This window comes from Pseudomonas indica NBRC 103045 (assembly GCF_002091635.1).
In the GTDB taxonomy this organism is placed as follows: Bacteria; Pseudomonadota; Gammaproteobacteria; order Pseudomonadales; family Pseudomonadaceae; genus Pseudomonas_M; species Pseudomonas_M indica.
This window is the reverse complement of sequence record NZ_BDAC01000001.1, coordinates 312,390-332,125: the sequence shown is the minus strand read 5'-3', so window position 1 is coordinate 332,125 and position 19,736 is coordinate 312,390. Positions and strand designations below refer to the sequence as shown.

General features: G+C 64.9%; 19 protein-coding genes. 11 read left to right on the top strand and 8 right to left on the bottom strand.

Annotated elements, in window-relative coordinates; translation table 11 throughout:
• Nucleotide 1 precedes the first annotated feature (1 nt).
• Nucleotides 2-460, bottom strand: a complete 459-nt coding sequence (locus PIN01S_RS01445; RefSeq protein WP_084333172.1) for a TIGR02444 family protein — start codon at nt 458-460, stop codon at nt 2-4.
• Between the two features lie 50 nt (nt 461-510).
• On the opposite strand from PIN01S_RS01445, the gene PIN01S_RS01440 reads away from it, so the two are divergent.
• From PIN01S_RS01440 to PIN01S_RS01410, 7 genes are all read left to right on the top strand, one after another.
• Nucleotides 511-2,424, top strand: a complete 1,914-nt coding sequence (locus PIN01S_RS01440; RefSeq protein WP_084333170.1) for an ATP-binding cassette domain-containing protein — start codon at nt 511-513, stop codon at nt 2,422-2,424.
• Nucleotides 2,421-3,002, top strand: a complete 582-nt coding sequence (locus tag PIN01S_RS01435; RefSeq protein WP_084333168.1) for a mechanosensitive ion channel family protein — start codon at nt 2,421-2,423, stop codon at nt 3,000-3,002. Before PIN01S_RS01440 ends, PIN01S_RS01435 begins: the two co-directional genes overlap by 4 nt.
• Before the next feature lie 6 nt (nt 3,003-3,008).
• The gene (locus tag PIN01S_RS01430) at nt 3,009-3,764 is read left to right on the top strand and encodes a TerC family protein (RefSeq protein ID WP_084333166.1); all 756 of its coding nucleotides are present in this window, start codon (nt 3,009-3,011) and stop codon (nt 3,762-3,764) included.
• 83 nt (nt 3,765-3,847) lie between these two features.
• Nucleotides 3,848-4,477: a LysE family transporter gene (locus tag PIN01S_RS01425; protein WP_084333164.1), complete on the top strand. Its 630-nt coding sequence runs from the start codon at nt 3,848-3,850 to the stop codon at nt 4,475-4,477.
• A 78-nt stretch (nt 4,478-4,555) separates the two neighbouring features.
• Complete coding sequence (locus PIN01S_RS01420; RefSeq protein WP_084333162.1) at nt 4,556-4,891, top strand: enhanced serine sensitivity protein SseB C-terminal domain-containing protein; 336 nt, start codon at nt 4,556-4,558, stop codon at nt 4,889-4,891.
• A gap of 158 nt (nt 4,892-5,049) precedes the next feature.
• Complete coding sequence (locus PIN01S_RS01415; RefSeq protein WP_084333580.1) at nt 5,050-6,942, top strand: cytochrome c/FTR1 family iron permease; 1,893 nt, start codon at nt 5,050-5,052, stop codon at nt 6,940-6,942.
• Between the two features lie 54 nt (nt 6,943-6,996).
• Nucleotides 6,997-7,446: a YaiI/YqxD family protein gene (locus tag PIN01S_RS01410; RefSeq protein ID WP_084333160.1), complete on the top strand. Its 450-nt coding sequence runs from the start codon at nt 6,997-6,999 to the stop codon at nt 7,444-7,446.
• 39 nt (nt 7,447-7,485) lie between these two features.
• Here PIN01S_RS01410 and elbB read toward each other — a convergent pair whose 3' ends face one another.
• Nucleotides 7,486-8,145 carry an isoprenoid biosynthesis glyoxalase ElbB gene (gene elbB, locus PIN01S_RS01405; RefSeq protein WP_084333158.1) on the bottom strand — a complete coding sequence of 220 codons (660 nt, stop codon included), beginning with the start codon at nt 8,143-8,145 and terminating at the stop codon, nt 7,486-7,488.
• Nucleotides 8,146-8,333: 188 nt separating this feature from the next.
• On the opposite strand from elbB, the gene PIN01S_RS01400 reads away from it, so the two are divergent.
• Nucleotides 8,334-9,584 (top strand): sterol desaturase family protein, encoded by a 1,251-nt coding sequence (locus PIN01S_RS01400; RefSeq protein ID WP_084333156.1) that lies wholly within the window; start codon nt 8,334-8,336, stop codon nt 9,582-9,584.
• 6 nt (nt 9,585-9,590) lie between these two features.
• Here the strand turns inward: PIN01S_RS01400 and PIN01S_RS01395 are convergent, their stop codons facing one another.
• The gene (locus PIN01S_RS01395) at nt 9,591-10,151 is read right to left on the bottom strand and encodes a DedA family protein (RefSeq protein ID WP_084333579.1); all 561 of its coding nucleotides are present in this window, start codon (nt 10,149-10,151) and stop codon (nt 9,591-9,593) included.
• A 229-nt stretch (nt 10,152-10,380) separates the two neighbouring features.
• Here PIN01S_RS01395 and hemB point away from each other — a divergent pair, with 229 nt between their 5' ends.
• Entirely contained in the window at nt 10,381-11,391 is a 1,011-nt protein-coding gene (hemB, locus tag PIN01S_RS01390) for a porphobilinogen synthase (RefSeq protein WP_084333154.1), read from the top strand.
• Nucleotides 11,392-11,409: 18 nt separating this feature from the next.
• Nucleotides 11,410-13,599 (top strand): polyphosphate kinase 1, encoded by a 2,190-nt coding sequence (gene ppk1 / locus PIN01S_RS01385; RefSeq protein ID WP_084333153.1) that lies wholly within the window; start codon nt 11,410-11,412, stop codon nt 13,597-13,599.
• Here ppk1 and ppx read toward each other — a convergent pair.
• Nucleotides 13,586-15,085 carry an exopolyphosphatase gene (ppx, locus tag PIN01S_RS01380; RefSeq protein WP_084333151.1) on the bottom strand — a complete coding sequence of 500 codons (1,500 nt, stop codon included), beginning with the start codon at nt 15,083-15,085 and terminating at the stop codon, nt 13,586-13,588. The two genes, ppk1 and ppx, sit on opposite strands and share 14 nt — an antisense overlap.
• A gap of 138 nt (nt 15,086-15,223) precedes the next feature.
• Between ppx and PIN01S_RS01375 the strand changes: the two genes are divergently transcribed.
• Entirely contained in the window at nt 15,224-16,786 is a 1,563-nt protein-coding gene (locus tag PIN01S_RS01375) for a BCCT family transporter (protein ID WP_212633046.1), read from the top strand.
• A 3-nt stretch (nt 16,787-16,789) separates the two neighbouring features.
• Here PIN01S_RS01375 and PIN01S_RS01370 read toward each other — a convergent pair whose 3' ends face one another.
• From PIN01S_RS01370 to PIN01S_RS01355, 4 genes are read right to left on the bottom strand one after another with little or no spacing between them, the layout of a single operon-like run.
• Nucleotides 16,790-17,518 (bottom strand): amino acid ABC transporter ATP-binding protein, encoded by a 729-nt coding sequence (locus tag PIN01S_RS01370; RefSeq protein WP_084333148.1) that lies wholly within the window; start codon nt 17,516-17,518, stop codon nt 16,790-16,792.
• Nucleotides 17,505-18,155 carry an amino acid ABC transporter permease gene (locus tag PIN01S_RS01365; RefSeq protein WP_170837171.1) on the bottom strand — a complete coding sequence of 217 codons (651 nt, stop codon included), beginning with the start codon at nt 18,153-18,155 and terminating at the stop codon, nt 17,505-17,507. The genes PIN01S_RS01370 and PIN01S_RS01365 overlap by 14 nt, the downstream gene beginning before the upstream one ends.
• A complete protein-coding gene (locus tag PIN01S_RS01360; protein WP_084333144.1) occupies nt 18,152-18,817 on the bottom strand; it encodes an amino acid ABC transporter permease in 666 nt (221 codons plus the stop codon). The genes PIN01S_RS01365 and PIN01S_RS01360 overlap by 4 nt, the downstream gene beginning before the upstream one ends.
• Before the next feature lie 13 nt (nt 18,818-18,830).
• On the bottom strand, nt 18,831-19,616 hold the full coding sequence (locus PIN01S_RS01355) for a transporter substrate-binding domain-containing protein (protein ID WP_084333142.1): 786 nt from the start codon (nt 19,614-19,616) through the stop codon (nt 18,831-18,833).
• Between the last annotated feature and the right edge of the window lie 120 nt (nt 19,617-19,736).

Below are 19,736 nucleotides of genomic sequence, written 5' to 3'. Positions count from 1 at the left end.
GCTAAGGTCGAGTGGCCGCGACGCGCAGCTCCAGCAGCGCGTCGCGGCACTTTTCTGCCGCATCGCCTGCCAATATCTCCAGCCAGGACGAGTTCCCCTGTCCTTCCTCCCAGGCGACGCAGAGGCTTTCCAGACGTTGCAGCAACTGCCGTTCGGCATCCAACTCCAATTGCTTGATGCGCGTGCGCAGGGTGGCCAGGGCGTCGTCCTGAGCCGACTTGTCGCGCCAGGCCCGGCGAATGCTGCGCAGTGGTTCGATCACCTCGCGTTGCCAGGGCGCCGCGCAGTCTTTCAACTGTTCCGCACGTTCGGCAGTGCGGAGAGCGCCGCGGGCTTCCAGCCAGGCGCCGCATAGCAGCAGGCAGATATCCCCGCCGGCGGCCTGCAGCGACAGGCAGGCCGGCTCTACGCCCGGGCGGGCGTAAAGGTCCACGGCGAAATTCCACAGATCAGATGGCATGCGGCTCCCCGGGCGGTCGATGGGCGAAGCTGATAGACTTCGCCGCCATTATGATCAGACTGCAAAACCTTACTCTACAGCGCGGTCCGCTGCGTCTTCTCGAAGGCGCCGAACTGACCCTGCACCCCGGCCAGAAAGCCGGTCTGGTCGGCGCCAACGGCGCCGGTAAATCCAGCCTGTTCGCCCTGCTGCGCGGCGAGATCGGTCCCGATGCCGGGGACTGCCAGCTCCCGGCCGACTGGCGCATCGCCCACATGCGCCAGGAGGTGGATACCCTGGAACGCCAGGCGGTGGATTACGTACTCGACGGCGATGTCGAGTTGCGTCGCGTGCAGGGCGAGTTGGCCATCGCCGAAGCGGCCCATGATGGTGCCGCCGTGGCCCGCCTGCATACCGAGCTGGACAACCTCGACGGCTACACCGCCGATGCCCGTGCCCGCAAACTGCTGGCCGGGCTGGGGTTCTCCAACGAGCAGATGGAAAAGCGCGTCGGCGATTTCTCCGGCGGCTGGCGGATGCGCCTCAATCTGGCCCAGGCCCTGATGTGTCCCTCGGACCTGCTGCTCCTCGACGAACCGACCAACCACCTGGACCTGGACGCCATCCTCTGGCTGGAAAGCTGGCTGAAAGGTTATCCCGGCACCCTGTTGCTCATTTCACATGACCGGGATTTCCTCGATGCGGTGGTCGATCACGTGGTGCATCTGGAACAGCGCAAACTGACGCTCTACCGTGGTGGCTACTCGGCCTTCGAGCGTACCCGTGCCGAGCGCCTGGCGCAGCAGCAGCAGGCGTACGAGCGGCAGCAGGCGCAGCGCGCGCACATGGAAAGCTTCATCCGCCGCTTCAAGGCCAAGGCGAGCAAGGCCCGTCAGGCGCAGAGCCGGATCAAGGCGTTGGAGAAGCTGGAAGAGCTGGCGCCGGCCCACGTGGATTCGCCGTTCGATTTCCGCTTCCGCGAGGCGGACAAGGTGTCCAGTCCGTTGCTGGATCTTGCCGAAGGCCGACTCGGCTATGGCGACAAGGCCGTGCTGGAGAAGGTCAAGCTGCAGCTCGCGCCGGGTGCGCGGATCGGACTGCTTGGCCCCAACGGGGCGGGCAAGTCGACCCTAATCAAGACCCTGGCCGGCGATCTCCCGCCGCTCGGCGGCCGCCTCACGCGTGGCGAGAACCTGGTTGTCGGTTACTTCGCCCAGCACCAGCTGGATGCGCTGGATGCCAAGGCCAGTCCGTTGCTGCACCTGCAACGCATCGCTCCCGGCGAACGTGAGCAGACCCTGCGCGATTTCCTCGGCGGTTTCGATTTCCGTGGCGATCGCTGCGACGAGCCGGTGCTGAATTTCTCCGGCGGCGAAAAAGCGCGCCTGGCCCTGGCGTTGATCGCCTGGGGCAAACCGAACCTGTTGCTGCTCGACGAACCGACCAACCACCTCGATTTGGAAATGCGCCTGGCCCTGACCATGGCTTTGCAGGACTTCGAGGGGGCGGTGCTGGTGGTTTCTCACGACCGCCATCTGCTCAAGAGCACCACCGACGAGTTCCTGCTGGTCGCCGATGGCCGGGTGCAGGATTTCGACGGCGACCTCGACGACTACGCCCGCTGGCTGGTGGATTACCGTGCCCGCCAGGCGCCGGTAGCCAGCAGCGAAAGCGCCGCGGACAAGACCGACAAGCGCGCCCAGCGCCAGGCGGCCGCCGCGTTGCGTCAGCAATTGGCGCCGCACAAGCGCGAGGCGGAAAAGCTGGAGAAGGAGCTGGGCGCGCTGCACGAGAAACTCGCCGGCATTGAAACCCGACTGGCCGACAGCGCTCTATATGAGTCAGCGCGCAAAGACGAACTGCGCGACCTGCTCGCCGAGCAGGCGCGCCTGAAGGGTCGCGAAGCCGAGCTGGAAGAAGCCTGGCTGAACGCCCTGGAAATCCTCGAAAGCCTGCAGCGCGAACTGGAGGCCGCACAACAATGAACGCCTGGCTGGAGCGATGGGCCGGCGACTGGGGTAGCACGGTCCTGCTATTCGGGCAGGTGCTGTTGATCCTGCTGGTCGCGTTCACCTTGCAGCGCCTGGTGACCCGAGGCCTCACCCGCCTGGGTTTTCGCTACCAGCTTCCCCTGGAGTTGCTGCTGCCCCTGCGTGGCGGCCTGCGCTGGCTGATCATGGGCAGCGCCGTCCTGCTGGTGCTGGAGCGCTTCGGTGTATCCGCGGCGGTGCTATGGACTGCACTATCCGGTTTCGTCGCGGTCGCGGCGGTGGCGTTCTTCGCCATCTGGAGCGTGCTGTCCAACCTGTTCTGTGCCGTGCTGATCTTCACCGTCGGGCCTTTCCGCCTCGGCGACCAACTGGAAATCATCGATAGCCCCGACAAGCCCGGGATTAAAGGCCGGGTCACGGCGATCAACCTGTTGTACACGACCCTGGAAGAAAGCAGCGAATCCGGTGTTTCGGCGACGGTGCAAATCCCCAACAGCTTGTTCTTCCAGAAGCCGATACGGCGCTGGCGGGGAGCCGAGCTGCAGTTCTTCACCCACCAGAAAGAGCATTGATCCCTTATGGAATGGCTGGCTAACCCGGAAATCTGGGTTGCGTTTCTGACCCTGACTGCCCTGGAAATCGTCCTCGGCATCGACAACATCATCTTCATCTCGATCCTGGTCGGCCGCCTGCCGGCCGCACAGCAACCGCGGGCGCGGATCTTCGGCCTGGGGTTGGCCATGGGGACGCGAATCCTCCTGCTGCTTTCGATCACCTGGGTGATGCGCCTGACCAACGACCTCTTCACCGTGTTCGGCGAAGGTGTATCCGGGCGCGACCTGATCCTGTTCTTCGGCGGTCTGTTCCTGCTGTTCAAGAGCACCATGGAGATCTACCACGGCCTGGAAGGCGAGGAAGAAGAGCAAGGGGCCGGCGGCAAGACCCGTGGCTTCCTGGCCATCATCATCCAGATCGCGATCATCGACATCGTGTTCTCCCTCGACTCGGTGATCACCGCGGTGGGCCTGGTACAGAACGTGCCGGTGATGATCGCTGCAATCGTCATTTCGGTCGGCGTGATGATGCTCGCCTCCGGCACCATCAGCGCCTACATCGATCGCCACCCGAGCCTGAAGATGCTGGCGCTGAGCTTCCTCACCGTGGTGGGAACGGTGCTGGTGGCCGAGGCCTTCGATGTGCACGTGCCGAAGGGCTACATCTACTTCGCCATGGCCTTCTCGCTGGCGGTGGAGGCGGTCAACATCCGCATGCGGACCAAAATGGCCAAGGGCAGCGAGCCGGTTCACCTGCGCAAGAACGCGCCGGACGCATGATTGCCTGCCGACCTGTCCTCGGCCGCTAGGCAGCGTGGACAGGGCGGCGTAATCTCTGACCTTTCCTCGCGCGGAGTATCGCCATGGCGCTCGAAACCTGGCTCGCTTTCTTCGTCGCCTGCTGGGTGATCAGCCTGTCACCCGGTGCGGGCGCCATCGCTTCCATGTCTTGCGGCCTGCAATACGGCTTCTGGCGCGGCTATTGGAACGCCATCGGCCTGCAACTCGGCCTGGCCTTGCAGATCGCCATCGTCGCCGCCGGGGTCGGGGCCATCCTCGCTGCATCGGCGCTGGCGTTCAGCCTGATCAAGTGGTTCGGCGTCGCCTATCTGGTCTACCTGGCGATCAAGCAATGGCAGGCGCTGCCCGGCGACATGGCCGCTGCGCAGGAGCGTCCCATCGGCCGGCCGCTGAGCCTGGTTCTACGGGGTTTCCTGGTGAACGCTAGCAACCCCAAGGCGGTGGTGTTCATGCTCGCCGTGCTGCCGCAGTTCATCGATCCGCACCAGCCGCTGATGCCGCAGTACCTGATCATGGGCGCGAGCATGATCGCGGTGGACCTGATCGTCATGGCCGGTTACACCGGATTGGCCTCCAAGGTCCTCAGTCTGCTGCACACCCCGCGCCAGCAGCGCATGGTCAACCGCACGTTCGCCGGCCTGTTCGTCGGCGCCGCCGCGTTGCTCGCCAGCGTCCGCCGCGCGCCGGTATAACGACGAATGTGACGGGGCGCCGCGACAATGCGGCGCCCTCCGCTTAGGCTGCCTCGGTCTTTTTTTCAGGAGCCGAGCATGTCCACTCCGATCCAGACCACCTCTTATGCCGACAGCGGCGAAATGGCCATTGCGCCTCTGCGCCACCCGCCGTTGGAACAAGCCATCGCCGGAGCCTGCGCCGAACTGGCGGTGCGCGAAGCTTACTTGGCCGCGGTGCGCGATACCGCACTCGGGCCCCAGCCGCGCCTGCTGCTGGCGGTGTCCGGCGCCGACCAGCGCATGCAGCGCCGATTGGCCGCGCGGGTCGCCGAACTGCTGCCGGACGAACTCGAGCTCGACCTCATCGAACTGGCGGACGACAGCCTGTCGCACGCCGTGCGGGAACGCTGCCAGGCGTTCTACCAGGCCTGATCGCCCCGTCCACCGGTCCGTATGCTCGCGGACCGTTTTCCGTTTCCCTTTCCGTCCGCTGCGACAAATCGTCGCGGCCAACCCCTGGCCGGGGGCTTGAGCGAATTCATTAGGAAGGCAACAATCTAATGCCACCCATTTGCATTTGGGATTCGCTCATGTTTTCTCCCTTCCGTCTTCTTGCCGCGCTGCTGCTTTCGCTGCTGGCGCTGGGCAGCCTTTCGGCCTTTGCCGAACCCCTCGACGGTGCCGCCCAGGCCCTGCACTTGCTGGGTTATATCGGTGCGGACTACCCGGCCACGGTCGCCGCCGGGCAGATCGTCGATGAAGCCGAATACCGCGAACAACTGGAATTTCTCGCCGTGCTCCAGGGCTTGGTCGGTGCGTTGCCGGCTCGTGCCGAGCGCCACGAACTGGAGCAGGGTGTGGCCGATCTGCGCGAAGCCATCACCCAGCGCCAGGACGGCGACCGGGTCGCCCAGCAAGCCCGTCGGCTCGGAGCACGTCTGGCGGAGGTCTATCAGGTCCCCCGGATGCCGCTGATCACGCCCGATCCTTCCCGGGGAGCACCGCTTTATGCGCAGAATTGCGCCGTCTGCCATGGCGATGCCGGCCACGGCGACGGGCCGGCCGGCCTGGGCATGGAGCCGCCGCCAACGGACCTGACGGACCGGACGCGCCTCGACCGGCTGAGTCTGTACGACCTGTTCAATACCCTGACCCTTGGTATCGAAGGTACCGACATGCCGGCCTTCGCCGACCAACTGGACGAGCGGCAGCGTTGGGACCTGGCGAGCTACATCGCCGGCCTGTCCGCTGCGCCGGCCCAGGCAGGGGTGGCGACCTTCACCCTCGCCGAACTGGCCGGGCGGACGCCGGAAGAAATCGCCCAGGCCAAGGGCGAGGCCGCCGCAGCCGCGTTCCGGGCCCAGCGCGCCCAGCCGCCGCAGGTCCAGCGCGGTCCGCAGCAGTTGATCGACTACACCCGCGAAACGCTGGACAGCAGTCTGGCGGCTTATCGTGCCGGCGATCGCGACCAGGCCTACGACCTGTCGGTGGCAGCCTACCTGGAAGGCTTCGAGTTGGTGGAAAGCGCCCTAGACAACCTCGACGCGGCGCAGCGCAAGACCACCGAGAAAGCGCTGATGGCTTACCGGCAGGCGATCCAGGACGGCCAGTCCGTGGCCCGTGCGGCGCAAAGCCTGGAGCAGGCCAAGGCGGAGCTGGAGCGCTCGGCCCGGTTGCTCGATGGGGATGGTCTGAGCGGCTCCCTGAGCTTCTTCTCCAGCCTGCTGATCCTGTTGCGCGAAGGGCTGGAGGCGATCCTCGTGCTGGCGGCGATCCTCGCCTACCTGCGCAATACCGGGCAGCAGCAGGCCGCGCGCAGCGTGCACGCGGGCTGGGGACTGGCGCTGCTGGCCGGAGTCGCCACTTGGGCGCTGGCGGCCTACGTGATCGACGTGAGCGGTGCCCAGCGCGAGTTCCTTGAAGGCGCTACCGCGCTGTTCGCCAGCGTGGTGCTGCTGTGGGTCGGGGTGTGGATGCATGACCGTCGCCATGCGGCGGCCTGGCAGCAGTACATCAAGAGCAGTCTGGTCGGTGGTGGCGGACGGCTGGGCTTCGCGGTGCTGGCGTTCTTCTCGGTCTACCGCGAGCTGTTCGAAGTCATCCTGTTCTACGAGACCCTCTGGCTGCAGGCCGGCCCGGCCGGACACGGCCTGGTGCTGGCCGGCGCGGCGGCGGCGCTGGTGCTGTTGGTCGGTCTGGCCTGGGTGATTCTCAAGGGCTCGGCGAAGCTGCCGCTGGCCACCTTCTTCAGCGCCAACGCCATCCTGCTCTGCGTGCTCTCGGTGGTCTTCGCCGGGCATGGCGTGGCGGCGTTGCAGGAAGCCGGGGTGCTGGGTACGCGGCCGGTACCGTTCTTCGAGTTCGATTGGCTGGGCATCCACGCCGACGCCTGGTCGTTGTCCGCGCAAGGCTTGGCACTGACCGCCATCGTGGTGCTTTACGGACGCAGTTGGCTGGCCCAGCGCCGTACGGCGGAGGCTTAGGTCGCAGGGGTGCCCGGTGGCATACTGAGTGCCTCTCGTTCAGGAACGATGCCGATGCGTGTGTGGATCGATGCCGACGCCTGTCCTCGGGCGGCCAAGGATCAGGTGGTCAAATTCGCCCTCAAGCGGCGTTTCGAGGTCTGGCTGGTGGCCGGGCAGAGCCAGGTCAAACCGGCCTTTGCCTGCGTCCATCTGATCGTGGTGCCGAGCGGCATGGATGCGGCGGACGACTACTTGGTGGAGCATGCGCACCCCGGCGATCTGGTGATCTGCAGCGACGTGCCTTTGGCCGACCGTCTGGTGAAGAAGGGCGTCGCGGCGCTTGACCCGCGCGGCAAGGAATTCGACGAGCGCAACATGGGCGAGCGTCTGGCGGTGCGCAATCTGTTCACCGACCTGCGCGACCAGGGCCAGGTGGGCGGTGGCCAGGCGGCCTATGGCGAGCGCGACCGGCAGGCGTTCGCCAATGCGCTGGACCGGATACTGACCCGGCTCAGCCGTTGACTGCATAACCCCGGCGCAGGACGCGCCGGGCAGGGTGGATCAGTTCACGGTCAGTTCCAGCACGCGGTCGACCAGTTTGTTGATGCCGGATGCGGCCTCGCTGATGGATTTGGCCAGCATGTACGCCGGCGTGGTCACCAGCTTGCGCTGCTTGTCCTCGATGATGTCGCTGACCTCGCATTCCTCGTGCTGCGCGCCCATCTGCGCGAGGGTGGCGGCGGTCTCGTGGTCGGTGCCGATGGTGCAGATCACCCCGGGTCCATAGATTTTCGCGGCCAGCGCCGGCGCGATGCAGATCAGGCCGATCGGCTTGCCGGCTTGGGCGAAAGCCTGGGCGAAGGCCAGTACGTCGGGCTGGACGGTGCATTGAGCGCCGCTGATGGCGAAGTCGGAGAGGTTCTTCGCCGCACCGAAGCCGCCGGGCAGGATCAGGGCATCGAAGTCCTCGACCTTGGCTTCACGGACATCCTTGATGTTGCCGCGGGCGATACGCGCCGATTCCACCAGCACGTTGCGCGACTCCGGCATTTCGTCGCCGCTGTAGTGATCGACGACATGCAACTGCATGACGTTCGGCGCGAAGCACTGGACTTCGGCGCCCCGCTGGTCGAGGCGCAGCAGGGTGATCACGCTCTCGTAAATCTCCGAGCCGTCGTAGACACCACAGCCGGAAAGGATGACGGCGACTTTTTTGTGCATGGAGGTACTCCTGTTGGTCATTCAGACGGCCCCAGAGCGTGGCTGCCGTATTCGTGCCGGTATTTCACGGGGCGGCCCGGCGGTCGTCAATGGCTGTCGCCAAATGCCCCTTCGCCTGGCATCCCGTGCCCTGTTCCAGAGCCGTTCCGGGGCTAGCATCGCTATCGATAAGCCTAGTCGAGCCGGTCATGGATTACGTTCTCTACGCAGTGCCTTTCTTTCTTCTGCTGATCGCCCTGGAACTGCTCGCCGACCGCTGGCGCGGGCGCAGCAGCTACCGGCTGGCCGATGCGATAAACAGCCTCAGTGCGGGTGTGCTGTCCACCACCAGCGGCCTGCTGACCAAGGGTGTGGGCGTGCTCACCTATGCCTTCGCCTGGCAGCACCTGGCGATGTTCGAGTTGTCCGGGCAGAGCCTGTGGGTCTGGCTCTTCGCCTTCGTGTTCTACGACCTCTGCTACTACTGGAACCATCGCTTCGGCCATGAGCGGAACATCTTCTGGGCGGCGCATTCGGTGCATCACCAGAGCGAGGAGTACAACCTCAGCACGGCGTTGCGCCAGACCAGCAGCGGCTTTCTCCTGGGCTGGCTGTTCTACCTGCCGATGGCCGTGGCCGGGATGCCGCCCCAGGTATTCCTGACCGTCGCCGCGCTGAACCTGCTCTATCAGTTCTGGGTGCATACCCGCCACATCCCCAAGCTGGGCTGGCTGGAGTGGCTGTTGATCACGCCCTCCAACCACCGGGTGCACCATGCGCAAAATCCTATCTATATGGATCGCAACTACGGCGGAGTGTTCATCCTCTGGGACCGTCTGTTTGGCACGTTTCAGGAGGAACTGGACGAACACCCGGTGGTTTTCGGCGTGACCACGCCGCTGGCCAGTTGGAACCCGCTGTGGGCCAACCTGCAGTTCTACGTGCAGCTTTGGCGCGATGCGGCGCAGGCGGCCTCCAGGTGGGACCGTCTGCGCATCTGGTTCATGCCCACCGGCTGGCGGCCGGCGGATGTGGCGGCCCGCTATCCATTGGCCAAGCCGGATCTGGTCGGGTTCGTGAAGTTCGAGGTGCCGCTGGCGCCGGGGCGCAAGGTCTACGCAGCGGCGCAGTTCGCGCTGTATGTCGCGGTGGGGAGCGGGTTGCTGGCGGTCGGAGAGACGCTGGCGTTGCCGTACCTGCTGGCGGCCTGGGCCTGGATGGCTTTCGGGCTATATGCGATCGGTGCCTGGCTGGAGAACCGGCCGTGGGCGCCGGCTATCGAATGGCTGCGCCTGCTGTCGATCCCGCCTGTGCTCTGGCTGGCGGAGCATGCCGGACTGTTCGCGGCTAAGCCGATGACCTGGTCGGTCTTGCTGGGTTACATTCTGCTCAGTGCGATCGCCCTGTGGTGGATGACGGGCAGCGCGGCAAGGTTCGGCAGAACTACCGCGCGTGGCTGAGTCCGGTCACGACAGCTTGCGTCTGGCCTGCAGGCGCCGCCGCAGCCAGAGCGCCGCACCGAACAGCGCCAGTCCGCCGAATACCCAGAACTCATAGCGCTTCAGGTCGCCGAGCACCTGTTCCATCAGTGTGCCGAAGTGGTACGAGGCGAGCCCCAGGCCCAGGGCCCAGATCACCGCTCCCACGCCGTTCAGCAGCAGGTAGCGCAGGGGCGGATAGCCGGAGAGGCCGATGGCCACCGGCATGACTGTGCGCATTCCGTAGACGAAGCGGAAACCCAGCACCCACAGGTCGGGATGCCGACGGATATGGGCCAGCGCCTTGTCGCCCAGCGCCGCCCATTCCGCCTTGCGCTGCAACAGCCGCCGCCCGCGGCTGCGGCCGAGGTAGTACCAGAGCTGGTCGCCGCTGTAACTGCCGAGAAAGGCACAGACCAGCACCAGGTCGAGTTGCAGGAGGCCGCGATGGGCGAGGAAGGCGGCGAGTACCAGGATCGTCTCGCCTTCGAAGAAAGTGCCGATGAACAGCGCCGGGTAACCGAACTGATGTAAAAAAGTTTCGAGCATGATGAGCGGAAGGCTGTCGAAAGGACCGGAGCCTACGCCTTCGGCCGCCAGCGGAAAAGCACTGGCGATGCACGGCGAGGCTGGGGAGAATGGTCGGTATCGGCCGGCCCAGGGGTTGGGTGCGCTCATGCGGCAACCGGTCGCAGTGGCCTCCTGCTCGTCATGATTTGTTCATAATGCCGGCTTATAACTGTCACATTGCGCCCCGCCGTGGGCACTGGAGTCTTCCGTGAGCTTTACTCCCGCCGACCGCCTGTTCCCCGCCACCCGCCTGCGCCGCAACCGCCGCGACGAATTTTCCCGGCGCCTGGTGCGCGAGAACGTGCTGACCACCAACGACCTGATCCTGCCGGTGTTCGTCCTCGACGGCGAGAACCGCCGCGAAGCCGTGCCGTCGATGCCCGGCGTCGAACGCCTGTCCATCGACCTGCTGCTGGAAGAGGCGGCGCAGTGGGTGGCCCTGGGCATTCCGGCCCTGGCGCTGTTCCCGGTGACTCCGCTGGAGAAGAAATCCCTCGACGCCGCCGAAGCCTGGAATCCGGAAGGCATTGCCCAGCGCGCCACCCGTGCCCTGCGGGCACAGTTCCCTGAGCTTGGCGTGATCACTGACGTCGCCCTCGACCCGTTCACCACCCACGGTCAGGACGGCATCCTCGACGACGACGGCTACGTAATGAACGACGTGACCATCGATGCCCTGGTCAAGCAGGCGCTGTCCCATGCCGAGGCCGGTGCCCAGGTGGTGGCGCCGTCGGACATGATGGACGGCCGCATCCAGGCGATCCGCGAAGCGCTCGAACTGGCCGAGTACCCCAACGTGCGCATCATGGCCTATTCGGCCAAGTACGCCAGCGCTTACTACGGGCCGTTCCGCGATGCGGTGGGCTCGGCGGCGAACCTCGGCAAGGGCAGCAAGAACACTTATCAGATGGACCCGGCCAATGGCGACGAGGCGCTGCATGAAGTGGCGACGGACCTGGCCGAAGGTGCGGACATGGTCATGGTCAAGCCGGGCATGCCGTACCTGGATGTGGTGCGCCGGGTGAAGGACACCTTCCGCGTGCCCACCTTCGCCTACCAGGTCAGCGGCGAGTACGCCATGCACATGGCGGCGATCCAGAACGGCTGGTTGAGCGAAGCGGTCATTCTCGAATCGCTGACCGCCTTCAAGCGCGCTGGCGCCGATGGCATTCTCACCTATTTCGCCAAACGTGCCGCAGAACTGTTAAAACAGGGGTAACGACCCCGGGACGACTCGATGAACACCGAAGGATTCACCAACAGCGAAGTGCTCGACGCGCAACCGATCGAAGAGCCGATCGTGGAAACGCCCCCAGCGGTGGAAGTGCCACCCCCCCCGCCGCCGGTGCCGAGCCTGGATGACAGCAGCCTGTACATCCATCGCGAGCTGTCCCAGCTCCAGTTCAACATCCGTGTACTGGAGCAGGCGCTGGATGAATCCTATCCGTTGCTGGAACGGCTGAAGTTCCTGCTGATCTTCTCTAGCAACCTGGACGAGTTCTTCGAAATCCGTGTCGCCGGACTCAAGAAGCAGATCAACTTCGCCCGCGAGCAGGCCGGCGCCGACGGTCTGCAGCCGCACCAGGCGCTGGCGCGGATCAGCGAGCTGGTGCACGAGCAGGTCAGCCGTCAGTACGCCATTCTCAATGACGTGCTGCTGCCCGAGCTGGCCAAGCACCAGATCAACTTCATCCGCCGTCGCTACTGGACGCCCAAGCTGAAAACCTGGGTGCGCCGCTACTTCCGCGACGAGATCGTGCCGATCATCACGCCTATCGGCCTCGACCCGACGCACCCGTTCCCGTTGCTGGTGAACAAGAGCCTCAACTTCATCGTCGAGCTGGAAGGCGTCGATGCCTTCGGCCGTGACTCGGGCCTCGCCATTATCCCGGCGCCGCGCCTGTTGCCGCGGATCATCCGGGTGCCGGAAGACATCGCCGGGCCGGGCGACAACTACGTGTTCCTCTCGTCGATGATCCATGCCCATGCGGACGACCTGTTCCAGGGCATGAAGGTGAAGGGCTGCTACCAGTTCCGTCTGACTCGCAACGCCGACCTGTCGGTTGACACCGAGGACGTCGAGGACTTGGCCCGTGCTCTGCGCGGCGAACTGTTCTCGCGCCGCTACGGCGATGCGGTGCGCCTGGAAGTGGCCGATACCTGTCCGAAGCACCTCTCGGATTACCTGCTCAAGCAGTTCAACCTGAGCGAGGGTGAGCTGTATCAGGTCAACGGGCCGGTCAACCTGACCCGCCTGTTCAGCATCACTGGCCTGGACAGCCACCCGGAGCTGCAGAACGCACCCTTCACGCCGGTCATCCCCAAGCTGCTGCAGAACAGCGACAACCTGTTCAACGTAGTGGGCAAACAGGACATCCTGCTGTTGCACCCGTTCGAGTCGTTCACCCCGGTGGTGGACCTCCTGCGTCAGGCCGCCAAGGACCCGCACGTGCTGGCGATCAAGCAGACGCTGTACCGCTCCGGTGCCAACTCGGAGATCGTCGACGCGCTGGTGGAAGCGGCGCGCAATGGCAAGGAAGTCACCGCGGTGATCGAGCTGCGCGCGCGTTTCGACGAGGAATCCAACCTGCAACTGGCCAGCCGCCTGCAACAGGCCGGCGCGGTGGTGATCTACGGCGTGGTGGGTTTCAAGACCCACGCCAAGATGATGCTCATCCTGCGCCGCGAGAACGGCGAGCTGGTGCGTTACGCCCACCTCGGCACCGGCAACTACCACGCCGCCAATGCCCGCCTGTATACCGACTACAGCATGCTGACTTCGGACGATGCGCTCTGCGAGGACGTGTCCAAGCTGTTCAGCCAGTTGATCGGCATGGGCAAGACGCTGCGCATGAAGAAGTTGCTGCACGCGCCCTTCACTCTGAAGAAAGGCATCCTCGACATGATCGCCCGCGAGACCCAGCATGCCAGCGAAGGCAAGCCGGCGCAGATCATGGCCAAGGTCAACGCGCTGACCGATCCGAAGATCATCCGCGCGCTATACAAGGCCAGCCAGGCGGGGGTGAAGATCGATCTGGTGGTGCGCGGCATGTGCTGCCTGCGCCCGGGCATTCCCGGCGTTTCGCATAACATCCAGGTCCGCTCGATCATCGGCCGGTTCCTCGAGCACAGCCGCATCTACTACTTCCTCAATGGAGGCGACGAGAAGCTCTACCTCTCCAGCGCCGACTGGATGGAGCGCAACCTCGACAAGCGCGTCGAGACCTGCTTCCCGGTGGAAGGCAAGAAGCTGGTGTCGCGGGTGAAGAAAGAGCTGGAGTCGTACCTCACCGACAACACCCAGAGCTGGATTCTGCAGCCGGACGGCCGCTATGTGCGGGTCAGCCCGACCGGCAACCAGAACCCGCGCAACGCGCAGGCCGGCCTGCTGGAGAAGCTGACCAACCCGGTGATCAGCGTACGCTGAGGGTGAAGTCGATCCGCTTGAGCCACTCGGCTTCCTGCTCGAAGTCGGCCTGGGTCAGCGGGTTGGCGGCCAGCCAGCCTTCGGGGAACTGGATGTCCAGGCTCTGCGGCCCGGCCTTCAGTTGCACCTGGGGCATTTCCTGGGTGCCGCGGATGTGATGGAACAGGATGGCGAAGCGCAGCAGGACGCAGAGGCGTACCAGCTTGATGCCGTCGGCGCCGAACTCGGCGAGTTTGTCCTGGGGGATGTTGCGTCGGTGGCCGCGTACCAGCAGTGACAGCATCTGCTGGTCCTGGCGCGAGAAGCCGGCCAGATCGGAATGCTCGATCAGGTAGGCGCCGTGCTTGTGGTAGTGGTAGTGGGCGATATCCAGGCCCACCTCGTGCACCCGTGCCGCCCAGCTCAGCAGCTCGCGGTGCCAGTCTTCGTTCAGTTCCCAGGCATCGGCGACCTTATCCAGGGCGGACAGTGCCTTGGCCTCGACCCGTGCCGCCTGCTCGACGTCCACGTGGTAGCGCTCCATGAACGAACTCAGGGTGCGTTCGCGGACATCTTCGTGGTGATGGCGGCCGAGCAGGTCATAGAGCACGCCTTCGCGCAGGGCACCCTCGGAATGCGCCATCTGTTGCAGCTCCAGCGCATCGAAGATCGCCTCGAGGATGGCCAGGCCGGCCGGGAAGATGGCGCGACGGTCGGGCTTGATGCCCTCCATGTCCAGCTTCTCGACTTCGCCCAGCTTGAGCAGCTTGCGCTTCAGCCAGGCCAGGCCTTCGGCGTTGACCTCGCCGTTGCCATGGCCGCCGCTCTTGATGGCCAGCCCGACGGCACGGATGGTGCCGGACGCCCCCACCGATTCCTGCCAGCCGAGGCGGCGCAGGCTCTGCTCGATGCCCATCAGCTCGAGACGGGCGGCGGTATAGGCCTGGGCATAGCGCGCGGCGGTGATCTTGCCGTCGCGGAAGTAGCGCTGGGTGTAGCTGACGCAGCCCATCTGCAGGCTCTCGCGCAGCAGCGATTCGAAGCGCTGGCCGATGATGAACTCGGTGCTGCCGCCACCGATGTCCACCACCAGGCGCTTGCCGGGCGTGTTGGGGTAGGTATGGGACACGCCCAGGTAGATCAGGCGCGCCTCTTCTCGACCGGAGATGACTTCGACGGGATGGCCGAGGAGTTCTTCTGCCCGGCGGATGAATTCGCTGCGGTTGCGCGCTTCGCGCAGGGCATTGGTGCCGACGATGCGCACTGAACCCTGGGGCATGCCGTTGATTAGCTGGGCGAAGCGGCGCAGGCAGTCGAGCCCGCGTTGCATGGCCTCTTCGCTGAGCATGCGCGCTTCGTCGATACCCGCTGCCAACTGAACCTTATCGCCGAGCCGCTCAAGGATGCGGATTTCGCTCTGATCGGGTTTGGCCAACACCATGTGGAAGCTGTTCGAGCCAAGGTCAATGGCGGCAATCAGGGGAAAATTCTCGGCTGCTTTGGGCATATCGGCGTCTCGCTGGGAACCGCGCCATCCTGCCACGATAGGGCGTTTACGCCAACGCGGAGTGTGGTACTGGCGTGCCAGCAACCTGTGATTTCCTGTGTCATAATAGAGCGCCGCAATTGGATGAAGGAGGTTGATTTGTCCGTTCAATCCATGCAGGCCCTCGGGTCTCGTTCTTTTAAGACTGTGAATCCACCGGTTTTCTTCGGTTCACTGCTGGTCGTCACGCTTTTCGTGGTGGCCACGCTCACCAATCTGCACGCCAGCGAAGCGGCGTTCGCCGCCATCAAGGAAGGGATCACGCATAACTTCGGCTGGTTCTTCATTCTCAGTGTGCAGGCGTTCCTGCTGTTTTCGCTCTACCTCGCCCTGAGCCGCTTCGCCCATATCCGCCTGGGCGGCAGCCAGGCCAGGCCGGACTACGGGTTTGCCGCCTGGTTCGCCATGTTGTTTTCGGCAGGCATGGGGATCGGCCTGGTGTTCTGGAGCGTGGCCGAGCCGATCTATCACTTCGCCTCGCCGCCGCGCATCGAGGGGCACAGCATCGAGGCGGCCAAGAGAGCGATGGAGCTGAGTTTCCTTCACTGGGGGCTGCATGCCTGGGGTGTCTATGCCCTGGTAGGGCTGACGCTGGCCTATTTCAGCTACAACCGTGGCTTGCCGCTGACCATCCGCTCCGCTTTCCAGCCGCTGCTCGGCGATCATATCCAGGGCCCGCTGGGGCATCTGATCGATATCGTCGCGGTGGTCGCCACGCTGTTCGGCGTCGCCACCTCGCTGGGGCTCGGCGTCAGCCAGGTCGCGGCCGGTTTGGGCGGGCTGCTGGGTTTCGTCCCGGATACCGCCGCACACCTCTGGCTGGTGGCCGGCATCACGGCGCTGGCCACCCTGTCGGTGGCCCTCGGCCTGGACAAGGGCATCAAGTGGCTGTCGCAGATCAACCTCTGGGCGGCCCTCGGCCTGCTGCTGTTCGTCATCGCCCTCGGCCCGACGCTGTTCATTCTGTCCGGCGTCGTGCAAAACACCGGCGATTACCTGCAGAACCTGCTGAGCCTCGGTTCCTGGACCGAGACCTACCGTCCCGATTCCACCTGGCAGTCCGGCTGGACGGTGTTCTACTGGGCCTGGTGGATTTCCTGGTCGCCCTTCGTCGGTTTGTTCATTGCACGGATTTCCCGTGGCCGGACGGTGCGCGAGTTCGTGCTCGGCGTCCTGCTGGTCCCGACGCTGCTGACCTTCCTGTGGATCACCGCCTTCGGTGGCGCGGCGCTGTATGAGGAGCTGTTCGGGGCCGGCGGAATCGAGGCGGCGGTGCAGGCCGATGTCTCCATGGCGTTCTTCGCGCTGCTGGCGCATTACCCCTTGGCCAGCATCAGCAGTGTGTTGGCCATGCTGCTGGTGGTGGTGTTCTTCGTGACCAGCGCCGACTCCGGGGCGCTGGTGATCGACACCATCACGGCGGGCGGCCGGTTGGATTCGCCGGTCGGGCAGCGCGTGTTCTGGTCGTCTTGTGCGGGGGGCGTGGCGGCCGTCCTGCTGTTGGGCGGCGGGTTGAGCGCCTTGCAGACGGCGGCGATCAGTACCGGCCTGCCGTTCGCCGCGATCCTCTGGTTGATGCTGTTCAGCCTGAACAAGGCCCTGCGCGAAGACCTGCCGTTGCCGAGCGCGCCGCTGGCAGGCGGGTCCTCGAAGTCGGCCTGAGGCTCAGTTCACCGAGCCGATGAACTGCGCCAGTTCGGGTGTCCGCGGATTGGCGAACAGTTCCGCGGGCGGTCCGGATTCGTGCACCTTGCCCTGGTGCATGAACACCAGCTTGTCGCCGACTTCGCGGGCGAAACGCATTTCGTGGGTGACCATCACCAAGGTCATGCCTTCGTCGGCGAGCTGGCGCACCACCGCCAGCACCTCGTTGACCAGCTCGGGATCGAGCGCCGAAGTGATCTCGTCGCAGAGCAGCATCCTCGGCGACATGGCCAGGGCGCGGGCAATCGCCACGCGCTGCTGCTGGCCACCGGAGAGGCGGTCGGGAAAGGCGTCGAACTTCTCTACCAGGCCGACCCGCTCCAGCATGCGCCGGGCGAGGCGCTGGGCTTCGGCGCGGGGCATCTTCTTCACCACCTGCGGCGCGAGCATGACGTTCTCGCCCACCGACAGGTGCGGGAACAGGTTGAACTGCTGGAACACCATGCCAACCTTCTGCCGCAGGCTGCGCAGGTCGGCGCGCTGGGCGTCGAGGTATTCGCCGTCGACTTCGATCACGCCATCGTCGATCCCCTCCAGGCCATTGAGGGTACGCAGCAGGGTGCTCTTGCCCGAACCGCTGCGGCCGATGATGGCGACCACTTCGCCCTCCTCGATGTCGAGGTCGATGCCTTTGAGCACATGATGCTCGCCGTAGTACTTGTGCAGGGCGGAAATCCTAAGCAGTGACATGTAGCCTCCTTTCCAGATAGCGCGCACTGAGCGAGAGGGGATAGCAGAGGAGGAAATAGCCGAGGGCCACCAGGCCATAGACCAGGAACGGCTTGAAGGTGGCGTTGGCCAGCATGCCGCCGGTCTTGGTCAGCTCGGCGAAGCCGATGATCGAGGTGACGGCCGTGCCCTTGACCACCTGTACGGAGAACCCGACGGTGGGCGGCACGGCGATACGCAGCGCTTGCGGCAGGATCACATAGCGCAACTGCTCGAAGCGGTTCAGCGCCAGGCTGGCCGAGGCTTCCCATTGCCCGCGCGGAATCGCTTCCACGCAGCCGCGCCAGATTTCGGCGAGGAAGGCGCTGGTGAACAGCGTCAGCGACAGAGCGGCGGCCAGCCAGGGCGAGACGTCGATGCCGAGCAGGGCGACGCCGAAGAAGACCAGGAACAACTGCATCAGTAGCGGCGTGCCCTGGAATACCTCGATGTAGATCCGGGCGAAGCCCCGCAGGGCGGGTTGCGGAGCGATCCGGGCGGTGAGCAGCAGAAGGCCGATGAGGCCGCCGCAGACGAAAGCCAGCAACGAGAGCAGCAGGGTCCATTGCAGGCCGACCAGCAGGTTGCGGGCGATGTCCCAGAAAGTGAAATCCATCAGCCTCTCCTCACGACGAGGCGCCGTCCGGCCCAGGCCAGCACCTGGCGCAGCAGCAAGGCCATCGACAGGTAGAGCAGCGTGGTCAGCAGGTAGGTCTCGAAGGCGCGGAAATTACGCGACTGGATGAAGTTGGCGGCGAAGCTGAGTTCTTCCGCGGCAATCTGCGAGCACACCGCCGAACCCAGCATGACGATCACGATCTGGCTCGACAGCGCCGGCCATACGGTGGCCAGGGCCGGGCGCAGGACCACGTAGCGGAACGCCTCGAAGCGGTTCATCGCCAGGGCGGCGGCCGCCTCCAACTGGCCACGGGGAATCGCCTGGATGCCAGCACGGATGATCTCGGTGGAGTAGGCGCCGAGGTTCACCACCATCGCCAGCACCGCTGCCTGCCATTCGCTCAGGCGAATGCCCAGGGACGGCAGGCCGAAAAAGATGAAGAACAGCTGGACCAGGAACGGCGTGTTGCGGATCAGCTCGACATACACGCCGAACAGCCGGTCGAAGGGCCGGATGCGCCAGGCGCGCAGCACGGCGCCGACCACGCCGAGACCGACGCCGAACAGGGTGCCGATCACCGTCAGTTCCAAGGTGAACCAGGCCCCGCGCAACAACAGGTCGGCCTGTTGCAGCACCGGGGCGAAATCGAACTGGTAAGCCATCGTCGGCGCGCGCTCAGAGGTCGGTCGGCAGCGGCTGCTTCAGCCATTTCTCGGCGATGTCGTTGAGGCTGCCGTCGGTCTTGGCGGTGGCGAGGATTTCGTTGAGCCTGGCCTGCAGTCCCGGCTGGCCCTTGTTCAGGCCGATGTAAGCGGGCGAGTTCTTCAGGTTCAGCTTCATCACTGGCACGCGCGTCGGGTTGCGCTCGGCGATGGCGGCCATCACCACGTTGCCGCTTGCAATCAGATCGACCTGGCCGGAAAGATAGGCGGCGATGGTCGAGTTGTTATCCTCGAAGCGCTTGATGGTGGCGCCTTGCGGGGCGACCTTGGACAGCTCGATGTCTTCCACCGATCCGCGGGTGACGCTGACGGTTTTGCCGGCGAGATCGGCGATGTCCTTCAGCTCGGCGTCTTCCGGGCCGAACACACCGAGATAGAAGGGCGCATAGGCAGCGCTGAAATCGATCACCTGCTCACGCTCCGGATTCTTGCCGAGGCTGGAGATCACCAGGTCCACCTTGCCGGTGGTGAGGAAGGGGATGCGGTTGGTGCTGTTCACCGGGGTCAGTTCGAGCTTGACCTTGAGCCTGTCGGCGATCAGTTGCGCGGTGTCGATGTCCAGGCCGCGCGGCTTGAGGTCCGGGCCGACCGAGCCGAACGGCGGGAAATCCTGCGGGACGGCGACTTTCAGCACACCGCGCTCGATCACGTCGGACAGCGCATCGGCGTGAGCCGGCGCCTGGCCGAGGCCCAGAGTGACCAGCAGGGCGGCGAACAGGGTTTTGCGGATTTTCAGCATGGCGCGTCTCCGGAGAACGATTGGGATGAAAAATCGTGTTCCGGATTTTTGCAGATCGCATGCCAGTGCCAGGAAAATCGAGTCCCTGATGGCTTTTTATCGGCTAAACAAGGTCTTACT